Origin of the sequence: Pseudomonas sp. NFIX49 (assembly GCF_900115915.1) — a bacterium.
Lineage (GTDB): Bacteria > Pseudomonadota > Gammaproteobacteria > Pseudomonadales > Pseudomonadaceae > Aquipseudomonas > Aquipseudomonas pharyngis.
In genome coordinates, this window is sequence record NZ_FOYE01000004.1 from 392,150 (window position 1) to 403,552 (window position 11,403).

Genomic DNA, 11,403 nt, shown 5'->3' on the forward strand with positions numbered 1-11,403 from the left:
ACATGAATATTCTGATCGTTGGGCCCAGTTGGGTCGGTGACATGGTGATGGCGCAGACACTGTTTCAGTGTCTCAAGCAGCGCCACCCACAGTGCGAAATCGACGTGCTGGCCCCGGAGTGGAGCCGGCCGATCCTCGAACGCATGCCCGAAGTGCGCAAGGCCTTGAGCTTCCCGCTCGGCCACGGCGCGCTGGAGCTGGCGACCCGTCGGCGAATCGGCAAATCCCTGGCCGGTCAGTACGACCAGGCGATCCTGCTGCCGAACTCGTTGAAGTCGGCGCTGGTGCCGTTCTTCGCCGGCATCCCGAAACGCACCGGCTGGCGCGGCGAATTCCGCTACGGCCTGCTCAACGACGTGCGCACGCTGGATAAAGAGCGTTATCCGCTGATGATCGAGCGTTTCATGGCGCTGGCTTACGAGCCGAACGCCGAGCTGCCAAAACCTTATCCGCGCCCGAGCCTGCAGATCGATCCGGTGACCCGCGAGGCCGCATTGGCCAAGTTCGGCCTGACCCTCGACCGCCCGGTGCTGGTGCTGTGCCCCGGCGCCGAATTCGGTGAAGCCAAACGCTGGCCGTCCGAGCATTACGCCAAGGTCGCCGAGGCGCGCATCCGTGAAGGCTGGCAGGTCTGGCTGTTCGGTTCGAAGAACGATCACGCGGTGGGCGAAGACATTCGCGCGCGGCTGATTCCGGGCCTGCGCGAAGAGTCCGTGAATCTCAGTGGCGGCACTTCGCTGGCCGAGGCCATCGACCTGATGTCCTGCGCCGACTCGGTGGTCTCGAACGATTCCGGTCTGATGCACGTGGCCGCTGCGCTCAATCGCCCGTTGGTGGCGGTCTACGGTTCGACCTCGCCGGGTTTCACCCCGCCGCTGGCCGAGCATGTGGAAATCGTCCGCCTGGGTCTCGATTGCAGCCCTTGCTTCGATCGCACCTGCCGTTTCGGCCATTACAACTGCCTGCGCCAGCTGATGCCGGACGCGGTCAACGATGCCTTGCAGCGTTTGCAGGGCTCTGTGGTCGAGGTCCATTAACTTGCGGGTATTGCTGATCAAGACTTCATCGCTGGGCGACGTGATTCACGCGTTGCCGGCGCTGACCGACGCCGCCCGGGCGATTCCCGGGATCAAGTTCGACTGGGTGGTGGAAGAAGGCTTCGCCGAGATTCCGACCTGGCACCCGGCCGTAGGCAAAGTGATTCCGGTGGCGATCCGCCGCTGGCGCAAAAACATCTGGAAAACCATCACCAGCGGCGAGTGGAAACGCTTCAAGCAATCCGTTCGGGCGAACAAATATGACCTGGTGATCGACGCTCAAGGCCTGCTGAAAAGCGCCTGGCTGACCCGCTACGTCAAAGCCCCGGTGGCCGGTCTCGACAAGGGCTCGGCCCGCGAGCCGATCGCCGCGCGTTTTTATGACCGCAAACTGGCGGTGGCCCGTGGGCAGCACGCCGTCGAGCGCGTGCGCCAGTTGTTTGCGATTGCTTTGGGTTACGACTTGCCCAAAGGCCTGGGCGATTACGGCCTCAACGTCGAGCGTCTGGTCGAGCTGCCGCGCAAGAATGCCTACGTGGTGTTCCTCCACGGCACCACCTGGGACACCAAGCACTGGCCGGAAGCCTACTGGCGCGAGCTGACCGAACGGGTCGGCTACCTCGGCGTCGGGATCAAGCTGCCGTGGGGCAATCCGCTGGAGAAGGCCCGGGCCGAGCGCATCGCCGCCGGTTTCAAGCACGCCGAAGTGTTGCCGAAGCTGAACCTGGCCGGGGTCGGCAAGGTATTGGCCGGCGCCCAGGCCTGCGTCGCGGTGGACACCGGCCTCGGTCACCTTGCCGCCGCTTTGGATGTGCCGACGATTTCCCTGTTCGGCCCGACCAATCCGGGCCTGACCGGCGCCTACGGCAAGCTGCAGATTCACCTCGGCAGCGATTTCCCGTGCGCGCCGTGCCTGCAAAAGAAATGTACGTATCAACCGACCGCGCAGGATGCCCGTCAGTTTGACCTGAAACGCGAGTGGCCCCTGTGCTTCACGCGTCTGAATCCCGAGCGTGTTGCCAGCCGACTGAGCACGTTGTTGATGGCTGAGGAGCTGCGCTGATGCAATTGGCTTTTGTCCTGTACAAATATTTCCCCTTCGGCGGTTTGCAGCGCGACTTCATGCGCATCGCCCTCGAATGCCAGAAGCGCGGGCACCAGATCCGCGTCTACACCCTGATCTGGGAAGGCGACGTGCCGCCCGGTTTCGAAGTGCTGGTGGCGCCGGTCAAGGCGTTCTTCAATCACCGGCGCAACGAAAAGCTCAGCGCGTGGATGGAAGCGGACCTGGCCAAGCGCCCGGTGGATCGCCTGATCGGCTTCAACAAGATGCCGGGGCTGGACGTCTACTACGCCGCCGACGGCTGCTTCGAAGACAAGGCGCAGAACCTGCGCCATTCGCTGTATCGCCGCTGGGGCCGCTACCGCCACTTCGCCGAGTACGAGCGTGCAGTGTTTGCCAAAGACGCGAAGACCGAAGTGCTGATGATTTCCGAAGTGCAGCAGCCGCTGTTCATCAAGCATTACGACACGCCGCTGGAACGCTTCCACCTGCTGCCGCCGGGCATTGCCCAGGATCGTCGACGCCCTGCGGATGCCGACCAGATTCGCGCCGGTTTCCGCGCCGAATTCAACCTCAAGGACGACGAACTGCTGCTGGTGCAGATCGGCTCCGGATTCAAGACCAAGGGCGTCGATCGCAGCCTGAAAGCACTGGCCGCATTGCCCGCCGAGCTGAAGAAACGCACCCGGCTGTTTGTAATCGGCCAGGATGACCCCAAATTGTTCCAGATGCAGAGTGCGACGCTGGGCCTGGGCGACAACGTGACGTTCCTCAAGGGGCGCAGCGATATCCCGCGTTTCCTGCTCGGCGCCGACCTGTTGATCCACCCGGCGTACAACGAAAACACCGGCACGGTGCTGCTTGAAGCGCTGGTCGCCGGGTTGCCGGTGCTGGTCAGCGCGGTCTGCGGTTATGCCCATTACATCGCCGAGGCCGACGCCGGGCGAGTGCTGGACGAGCCGTTCGATCAGGCGCAACTGACGCAATACCTGACTGACATGTTGAACGACGACGCTGCACGGGCGGCCTGGAGCCGCAACGGTCTGGCCTTCGCCGAGACGGCCGACCTCTACAGCATGCCGCAGCACGCGGCCGATGTGATTCTGGCGGAGCACGCTTAAATGAAGTTGATGCTGGCTGAACCGTTCAAGAGCCTGTGGGCCGGACGCGACCCGTTCGCCGAGGTCGAGGGCTTGCAGGGCGAGGTGTACCGCGAGCTGGAAGCCCGCCGGACGTTGCGAACGGAAGTCGACGGCAATGGCTTTTTCGTCAAGATTCACCGCGGTATCGGCTGGGGAGAGATCTTCAAAAACCTGCTGACCGCCAAGCTGCCGGTACTCGGCGCGGGCCAGGAATGGAGAGCCATCCAGCGCTTGCAGGAAGTCGGCGTGCCGACCATGACCGCCGTCGCGTACGGCGAGAAGGGCAGCAACCCGGCGGATCAGCATTCGTTCATCGTCACCGAAGAGCTGGCGCCGACCATCAGTCTTGAAGACTTCAGCATCGACTGGGTCAAGCAACCGCCGGAGCCGAAACTCAAGCGGGCGCTGATCGCCGAGGTCGCGCGCATGACCGGCATGATGCACCGCGCCGGGGTCAACCACCGCGATTGCTACATCTGCCACTTTCTGCTGCACACCGACAAACCGATCACCCCGGAAGACTTCAAACTCTCGGTGATCGACCTGCACCGTGCCCAGACCCGCCCGGCGATCACCCAGCGCTGGCGCAACAAGGACCTGGCGGCGCTGTACTTTTCCGCGCTGGACATCGGTCTGACCCGCCGCGACAAATTGCGCTTCCTCAAAGGCTACTTCCAGCAACCGCTGCGCCAGATCCTGGCCGAAGAAGCGCCGTTGCTGAGCTGGCTCGAAGGCAAGGCCAACAAGCTCTATGCGCGCAAGCAACGTTACGGGGATGCGCTCTGATGGCGGGTTGGAATCTGGAGCCTGAGTACAGTGAACTTGCGCAGTATTTCGGTAGCCTCGAAGCGGTATTTGCCCTGCAGGGCGAGCGCCTGACCCGCGATCCCTTGTCCGAAGTCATTCGCGTGCAGCTCAACGGCGTCAACTATTACGTCAAGCGCTACAGCGGTGCCGGCAAGGGCCTGCGGCGTTATCTGGGCAAGCCCCGGGTGAAGATGGAATGGCAGAACCTCAAGCGCTTCGCCAAGTGGGGCATTCCCACCGCCGAAGTGGTGGCGTGGGGTCTGGAGCGCAACGGCATGGCTTACGATCGCGGGGCGATGATCACCCGTGAACTGCCGCGCACCGAAGACCTGTCGGCGCTGGCCGAGCGCAACGATCCCAAGCTCAGGGATCGTGCCTGGGTCGACGGCGTCAGCCGGCAACTGGCCGGTTATACACGTGTCATGCACGACCACCGCTTTACCCATAACGATCTGAAGTGGCGCAACCTGCTGATCGACGATCAGGCGCAGTTGTATCTGATCGACTGCCCGAACGGCGATTTCTGGCGCGGTTTCTGGCTCAAATACCGGATCACCAAGGATCTGGCCTGTCTCGACAAGGTGGCCAAGTATCACCTGTCGAACACCCAGCGCCTGCGCTTCTACCTGCAATACCGCCAGCGTGACCGGCTGAATGCCGCCGACAAGCAACGGATTCGCCACGTGGTGAGATTTTTCGAGGGACGCGAATGACTGATTTTCTGGCCGCTGAAGACCGTGCGCTGCTGGAACGCCACGGTCTCGGCACGTTCGATGCGCTGTGGTCCAAGCAGCTCGACGCCGTGGATGAGCCCAACACCGATGGCGGGGGCTGGAGCAGCGTGTTTCGTCTGGAGCTGGAGGGGCATGGCTATTACCTCAAGCGCCAGTGCAATTACCTGACCCGCACCCTGCACGCGCCCTTCGGCGAGCCGACGTTCGCCCGGGAATTTCGCAACATCAGTCGTTACAACAAGCTCGGCATCCCGGCGTTGCAGGCGGCGTTCTTCGGTGAGCGCAAGGTCAACGGCGAAGTCCGTGCGATCCTGCTGACCCGGGCGCTGGATGGCTGGGACGATCTCGATTCGCTGTTGCAGCGCTGGTCGGACCTCGATGCCGCGCAGCAATCGGCGATTCTCAAGTCTTGCGGCCTGTTGGCGCGCCATCTCCACAGCATGCGTCAGGTGCACGGCTGCTTCTATCCAAAGCACATTTTCCTGCGCGCCGAGGGCGACGGCTATCAGGCGCAGTTGATCGACCTGGAAAAGACCCGGCCGTTGCTGTTCGGTCTGCGTGACCGGGTCAAGGACTTGGAACCACTGCTGCGCCGAGCGCCGGAGTGGAGTGACGCGCAATTGCGTGAGTTGCTGGCGGCGTATCTCGATCAGCCGACGGGCAGTTCGCTGGTGGATGCCTGGGTCACGCGGCTGACCGCGCGGCGCAGTCGCAAGGAGGCCCGCTGATGCAGCTGTCCGACCTGAAAAATGCCGGGCGCACGCCGAGTCTGCCGCTCACGGTTTCGCTGGCCGATGCGGCGGGCGCCGCCGATTTGCAGTTGCTCAGTCTGTTGCGGGTGTTGCCGGGGCAGCGTTACGTCGGTGCCGGTGTGTGGCGCGGGCGTCCGGTGCTGGCCAAGTTACTGGTCGGCAACAAGGCTGCGCGGCATTTTCAGCGTGAGCTGGAAGGGGTGAAACTGCTCGCTGCTCAGGGCATGACCACGCCGTTGCTGCTGGCTGATGGATTGACGGAGGGCGAGGGTGGCTGGCTGCTGTTCGAGTTCCTCGAAGGTGCCGAAAGCCTGGGCGATGCCTGGAACAAGGTCGAATCCTTGCCGGTGCTGGCCGACGAACAATCGGCGGTGCTGGCCGAAGCGCTTGGTGCCATTGGTCAGTTACACGGCAAAGGTTTGTGGCAGGAAGACCTGCACCTGGACAACCTGTTGCGCCACGGTGGTCAGCTGTATCTGATCGATGGCGCCGGCATCTGTGCAGAAAGTGCCGGCCAGCCATTGTCCCGGCAGAAAGTGCTGGAAAACCTCGGGGTGTTTTTCGCCCAGTTGCCCAAGTCGCTCGAGCCGTTCACCGAAGAATTGCTGGTGTATTACCTGCTGAGCAACAGTGAACACGCGCTGCCGCTGGAGGCCTTGCAAAAGCAGATCGACAAGGTGCGCGCCTGGCGCTTGAAGGACTTCCTGATCAAGGTCGGTCGTGAATGCACGCTGTTCAGCGTCAAGCGCGGCGCGTTCGGTCTGCGGTCGATTCGCCGCGAGGAAGAGCCCGCGATGCTGCCGGTGCTGGAACAGGCCGATGCCTTGCTCGATCAGGGCCATCTGTACAAGACCGGCGGCGCGGCCAGCGTCGGCAAGGTCGAGGTTGCCGGGCGTCCTCTGGTGATCAAGCGTTACAACATCAAGAATTTTGCCCATTGGCTCAAGCGCTTCTGGCGTCCAAGCCGCGCCTGGCATTCCTGGCGCGAAGGCAATCGCCTGGCGTTTCTCGGCATTGCCACGCCAAAACCGCTGGCAGTGCTGGAAACCCGTTTTCTCTGGCTGCGCAGCAAAGCCTATCTGATCACCGAGCACCTGGCCGGGCCGGACATCATCGAACGCTTTGCGCCGTATGTTGAAAGCGGTGCGGCGCCGGAAGCCGAGTTGCAGGCGCTGGATCAGTTGTTTGCACGATTGATCGCCGAACGCATCAGCCATGGTGACTTCAAGGGTCATAACCTGTTCTGGCAGGAAGACCGCTGGGCCTTGATCGATCTGGACTCGATGTGCCAGCACGGCTCGGTGAGCAGCTTCGCTCCGGCCTATGCCCGGGATCGTGCGCGGTTCATGCGCAACTGGCCTGAGAGCAGTGCGCTGTATCAGGTAATTGATCAGCGCTTGCCCAGGGATGTAGCGGGCGCTGCGTGATTATTTTCGCCAGCGCGTAAGACGTTTCTGCAGTTGAATTCGGGTAAGGCATGTGGCGACAAATCCTTGTGATTTGTCCTACGGCCTTTCCGGAAGCCATGAACTGCCCCTCGCAAAACCCCGATGCTAGTTTGCCCCGACGTTCCCGGAGGGCAAATCTTGACCATCAAAAACGCTATCACGATCGGCGCATTATCCCTGGCACTGTCCGGCTGCGGCACCGCCGTCACGGTGTTGCAGGACGACGACGGCGCCACGCGCGGCCTGCGCAAACAGAAGACCTACTGTCAGTCGATTCCGCGCATCTACAGCGGGCTTGCCCATGATTTCTGCCTGCTGCACGCGCCGCCCGATCCTACCGGCATTCTGGTACCGGTCGTCCTGCTCGACCTGACCCTGTCCGGTGTGTTCGATACGGCTTTCCTGCCGTACACGATCTATCGCCAGGCGGTGGACGGGAATATCAGTGTTTATTGGCGACCAAGCCGTGGATAGTCCCATGGACAAGGGTTCTGTGGGTTGAACGACATGGGGCAATTCGCGCAGGGTCATTCCCGCCACGTTTACGCTATAATCCCGCCCTTTAGCTGTCTCTCGCCCGGTGCGAGGGCACATCATTTTTCAAGGCGCATCGCGCCTGAATGCAGACTAAAGAGGCTAGACCCCTGTGGCATTGACGATTCTTGGCCTGTCCGGCGCCCTTAGCCATGATCCTTCAGCAGCCTTGTACATCGACGGCAAGCTGGTCGCGGCGGCTGAGGAAGAGCGCTTCGTGCGCGATAAACATGCAAAGAACCGCATGCCCTACGAATCGGCGAAGTTCTGCCTGGAGCAGGCAGGCATCAAACCGTCCGACGTAGACGTGGTCGCGATTCCGTTCGCTCCGATCAGCATTTTCGGCAAGGCCCGCTGGCAGTACGCCAAGCGTTACTGGTACGCCCCGGACCGTGCACTCGACGCGATCCTGATGGGCAACCGTCGCTACAAGCGCTATCGCAACAAGATCGTCTGGTGTCTGGAGCAACTGGGCTTCGATCCGAAGAAAATCAAGATCGAGCCGGTTGAACACCACTTGGCCCACGCTTCCAGCGCCTACCACTGCTCGGGTTTCAAAGAGAAAACCGCGATCCTCGGCATCGACGGCAAGGGCGAGTACGCCACGACCTTCTTCGGTTATGGCGAGAACGGCAAGATCCACAAGATCAAGGAATTCTTCGATCCGGACTCCCTCGGCGGCCTGTACGGTGCGATCACCGAGTTCCTCGGTTTCGACATGCTCGACGGCGAGTTCAAGGTCATGGGCATGGCGCCGTACGGTGACGCCAGCAAATATGATTTCTCGCGCCTGGCTTCGTTCGAGAACGGCGAGCTGGTGATCAACACCGACTACGCCAACGTGATCGGCCTGCGTCGCTATAAAGAGAAGGGCAAGGGTTACTACTTCTCGCCGAAGCTGATCGAGTGGCTGGGTCCGAAGCGCGAAGGCGATATTGCCGACGAGCCGTACATCCATTACGCCGCCAGCATTCAGGCGCTGTTCGAAAAAATCGCGCTGCAGATGATCGACTACTACCTGGGCGACGTGCTCAAGGAAACCGGCAAACTGGCCTATGCCGGTGGCTGTGCGTTGAACGTCAAGCTCAACCAGAAAATCATCGCCCGTGATGACGTCAAGGAACTGTTCGTACAGCCTGCCTCCGGCGATGCTGGCACCGCAGTCGGCGCAGCAGCTTACGTGTCCAACGCCCGTGGCGTGCCGGTCGAGAAGATGGAACACGTCTACCTCGGCCCGTCGTACAGCAACGAAGACGTGATCGCCGCGTGCGCCCGTCACGAGAACAAGCCGACCTGGCGCAAGCTCGACAACATGCCGGAGCAGATCGCCAAAATCATGGTCGATGGCAACCCGGTGGCCTGGTTCCAGGGCCGCATGGAGTTCGGTCCGCGTGCACTGGGCGGTCGTTCGATCATCGGCTGCCCGAGCGTGGCTGGCGTGGCTGACCGCATCAACCACCAGATCAAGTTCCGCGAGCGCTGGAGGCCTTTCTGCCCGTCGATGCTCGACACCGTTGCGCCGCAGATGATCAAGATCGATCACCCGGCGCCGTTCATGACCTTCACCTTCGAAGTGGCGGAAGAGTGGAAGACCCGCGTGCCGGAAGTCGTCCACGAAGACGGTACGTCCCGGGCCCAGGTGCTCAAGCGCGAATACAACCCGCGCTACTACGACATGATGAAGGCGCTGGAAGTGCTGACCGGCAACGGCGTGTCCCTGAACACCTCGCTCAACCGCCGCGGTGAACCGATGATCTGCTCGCCGACCGATGCCCTGAACATGTTCTTCGGCTCGGATCTGCAGTACCTGATCATGGAAGACATCCTGGTGGTCAAAGAAGGCGCAAACGCTTATGACACGCTCGGCTGAACGCCATGTGCTGCAGTTCTGTCACGGCTATGACGGGCCGTTCCTCGACTGCGCGCGGCAGTACGCCAGCCTGTTCGCGGGCACCGGTTATCGGGTCACCACGGTCTTTTTGACCGGGGCTGCCGATAGCGAGGTGGCCGCAGCCTGCGCCTCCGATGAAGTGTTGTTCATGGAATACAGCTCCAAGGCCATTCGTGGCCTGAAGCTGGGCGCCATCGGCGATCTGCGCAAGATCGCCGCTTCACGCAATTTCAGTTTCTGCATCGCCCATCGCTTCAAGCCGATCTACATCGCCTTGCTCGGCACTTCGCTGCCGGTGATTGGCGTGCACCACGCGTTTGACGATTACAAACGCGGTTCGCGCAAACTCTTTGCGCACATTTTCCGCAAGCGTCTGAGCCTGCTCGGCGTGTCCGATGCGGTGCGCGACGACATGCGTCGATGCCTGCCGAAATGGCCGGCGGCGCGCATCCAGACCCTCTACAACCGCATCGATGTCGCGGCGTTGCAGATGAGCCAGGTGTCCGCCCGTGAAGCCCGCGAGACCCTTGGTCTGTCGGCGGATGCCTTCATTGTCGGCAACGTCGGTCGCCTGCACCCGGACAAGGATCAGGCCACGCTGCTGCGCGGTTTTGCCGCGGCGCTGCCCGGTCTGCCGGCCAACAGCCAACTGGTGATTCTCGGCAAGGGGCGTCTTGAGGATGAACTCAAGGCGCAGGCCCGTGAACTGGGCGTTGGAGATCGGGTGCTGTTTCTCGGCCAGGTGCCGGACGCGCGTAATTATTTCCGGGCATTCGATGTGTTTGCCTTGAGTTCCGACCACGAACCGTTCGGCATGGTGCTGCTGGAGGCCATGGCCGCCGGCGTGCCGTTGCTGGCCACGGCGTGCGGCGGGGCGAAGGAAGTGGTCGAAGGCGTCGGGATCCTGTTTCCGCTGGGTGACGCCGAGCATCTGGCCCAGGGCCTGAAACATCTGGCCGGTATGGACGAGCAGCAGCGTCGTCAGTGCGCCGAGATGATGTTCGACCGCCTGCGCGAGCGCTTCTCCGACCGCGCCGTACGCGACACCTTCTGGCATTTGCCGCAAGTTACCGATCTGGCACCGAGGGGCTGATGCTCAACCGATTTCAAGGCTGGCGCGAACGTGGCTGGTCGCCCGTTGACGCCTCAACTTATGCACAGGCCTGGCAGCGTTTTGGCGGCAGCGTCGCGACTCATCCCATGGTCGTCGAGCGTCTGGCGGATCTGGCCGGCATCCCGGTGCGCTATCTGGCCTGGGAGCAGCAGGGCGAAATCAAAGCCGCGATCCCGACCTGGGGCCGCGACCTGGCCTTGTCCAAGGACGTGCTCAAGCGCAACGGCAAGAAAGGCCTGTTCGACCTGGGCAACGCCGAGCTGATCCTGCCGGCCACCGCCGATGCCCAGGCCCCGCTGCGCCATCGCGGGCGCTACCTGTCGGCGCTCAACGAAAACCGCTTCAGCGGCCTCAAGTTGCAGCCCGAACAACTGGCTATGGCCCGTACCCCCGAAGAACTGTCGAAGAAGTTTCGCTACAACCAGCGCCGTGAACTGCGCCTGCTGGAAGAGGCGGGCGGCGTGGTGCGGCCGGTCAGCGACTTCTCCAGTGCGGAGTTGGCGGCGATCTACTGCGACCTGTTCCAGCGTCGCTGGGGTTTCCCGGCCACTGGCGCGGCACGCATGGCCGAAGTCATCGAACTGTTGCGCGAGCTGTTGATCGGCTCGGTGATCTTCCTCAACGACGCACCGATCGCCATCCAACTGGTGTACCGCGTCGAAGCCCCGGAGTGGATCAGCGTCGAGTACATCAACGGCGGCGTCGACCCCGAAACCCGTGAATTCAGCCCCGGCAGCGTCCTGAGTTTTCTCAATACGCAAAGTGCCTGGGAGCAGGCGCGGGCACTGAACAAGCCGCTGCGCTTTTCCTTCGGTCGCGCCGACCGTGAATACAAGGATCGCTGGTGCAATCCTGTGCCGGTCTTCACCGTATGAGTCAGC

11 protein-coding genes are annotated in these 11,403 nt (G+C 62.3%); all 11 read left to right on the top strand.

The genetic code is table 11. The annotated features are described in order from the left end of the window. Nucleotides 1-2 precede the first annotated feature (2 nt). The 11 genes from waaF to BMZ46_RS13745 all read left to right on the top strand — a co-directional run bounded on the left by waaF (nt 3) and on the right by BMZ46_RS13745 (nt 11,397). Entirely contained in the window at nt 3-1,037 is a 1,035-nt protein-coding gene (waaF, locus tag BMZ46_RS13695; RefSeq protein ID WP_039766536.1) for a lipopolysaccharide heptosyltransferase II, read from the top strand. Nucleotide 1,038: 1 nt separating this feature from the next. Then, on the top strand, nt 1,039-2,100 hold the full coding sequence (gene waaC / locus BMZ46_RS13700; RefSeq protein ID WP_074689605.1) for a lipopolysaccharide heptosyltransferase I: 1,062 nt from the start codon (nt 1,039-1,041) through the stop codon (nt 2,098-2,100). After that, entirely contained in the window at nt 2,100-3,221 is a 1,122-nt protein-coding gene (locus tag BMZ46_RS13705) for a glycosyltransferase family 4 protein (protein WP_074689606.1), read from the top strand. The genes waaC and BMZ46_RS13705 overlap by 1 nt, the downstream gene beginning before the upstream one ends. After that, a complete protein-coding gene (gene rfaP / locus BMZ46_RS13710) occupies nt 3,222-4,028 on the top strand; it encodes a lipopolysaccharide core heptose(I) kinase RfaP (RefSeq protein WP_074689607.1) in 807 nt (268 codons plus the stop codon). Further along, nucleotides 4,028-4,762, top strand: a complete 735-nt coding sequence (locus BMZ46_RS13715; protein ID WP_039766546.1) for a lipopolysaccharide kinase InaA family protein — start codon at nt 4,028-4,030, stop codon at nt 4,760-4,762. Before rfaP ends, BMZ46_RS13715 begins: the two co-directional genes overlap by 1 nt. Then, nucleotides 4,759-5,511 (top strand): lipopolysaccharide kinase InaA family protein, encoded by a 753-nt coding sequence (locus BMZ46_RS13720; RefSeq protein ID WP_039766548.1) that lies wholly within the window; start codon nt 4,759-4,761, stop codon nt 5,509-5,511. Before BMZ46_RS13715 ends, BMZ46_RS13720 begins: the two co-directional genes overlap by 4 nt. Next, on the top strand, nt 5,511-6,962 hold the full coding sequence (locus BMZ46_RS13725) for a lipopolysaccharide kinase InaA family protein (protein WP_074689608.1): 1,452 nt from the start codon (nt 5,511-5,513) through the stop codon (nt 6,960-6,962). The genes BMZ46_RS13720 and BMZ46_RS13725 overlap by 1 nt, the downstream gene beginning before the upstream one ends. 159 nt (nt 6,963-7,121) lie before the next feature. Next, nucleotides 7,122-7,457, top strand: a complete 336-nt coding sequence (locus BMZ46_RS13730; RefSeq protein WP_039766553.1) for a YceK/YidQ family lipoprotein — start codon at nt 7,122-7,124, stop codon at nt 7,455-7,457. A 172-nt stretch (nt 7,458-7,629) separates the two neighbouring features. Next, the gene (locus BMZ46_RS13735) at nt 7,630-9,387 is read left to right on the top strand and encodes a carbamoyltransferase family protein (protein ID WP_007952261.1); all 1,758 of its coding nucleotides are present in this window, start codon (nt 7,630-7,632) and stop codon (nt 9,385-9,387) included. After that, nucleotides 9,371-10,501 carry a glycosyltransferase gene (locus BMZ46_RS13740; RefSeq protein ID WP_074689609.1) on the top strand — a complete coding sequence of 377 codons (1,131 nt, stop codon included), beginning with the start codon at nt 9,371-9,373 and terminating at the stop codon, nt 10,499-10,501. Before BMZ46_RS13735 ends, BMZ46_RS13740 begins: the two co-directional genes overlap by 17 nt. After that, nucleotides 10,501-11,397, top strand: coding sequence for an antimicrobial resistance protein Mig-14 (locus BMZ46_RS13745; RefSeq protein ID WP_074689610.1), 897 nt, complete (start codon nt 10,501-10,503; stop codon nt 11,395-11,397). The genes BMZ46_RS13740 and BMZ46_RS13745 overlap by 1 nt, the downstream gene beginning before the upstream one ends. The last annotated feature ends 6 nt before the right edge of the window (nt 11,398-11,403 follow it).

Bases quoted from the DNA above. Each gene is read 5' to 3' on its own strand.
- waaF (WP_039766536.1), top strand. From the start codon at position 3: ATGAATATTCTGATCGTTGGGCCCAGTTGGGTCGGTGACATGGTGATG.
- BMZ46_RS13705 (WP_074689606.1), top strand. From the start codon at position 2,100: ATGCAATTGGCTTTTGTCCTGTACAAATATTTCCCCTTCGGCGGTTTG.
- rfaP (WP_074689607.1), top strand. From the start codon at position 3,222: ATGAAGTTGATGCTGGCTGAACCGTTCAAGAGCCTGTGGGCCGGACGC.
- BMZ46_RS13715 (WP_039766546.1), top strand. From the start codon at position 4,028: ATGGCGGGTTGGAATCTGGAGCCTGAGTACAGTGAACTTGCGCAGTAT.
- BMZ46_RS13720 (WP_039766548.1), top strand. From the start codon at position 4,759: ATGACTGATTTTCTGGCCGCTGAAGACCGTGCGCTGCTGGAACGCCAC.
- BMZ46_RS13725 (WP_074689608.1), top strand. From the start codon at position 5,511: ATGCAGCTGTCCGACCTGAAAAATGCCGGGCGCACGCCGAGTCTGCCG.
- BMZ46_RS13740 (WP_074689609.1), top strand. From the start codon at position 9,371: ATGACACGCTCGGCTGAACGCCATGTGCTGCAGTTCTGTCACGGCTAT.
- BMZ46_RS13745 (WP_074689610.1), top strand. From the start codon at position 10,501: ATGCTCAACCGATTTCAAGGCTGGCGCGAACGTGGCTGGTCGCCCGTT.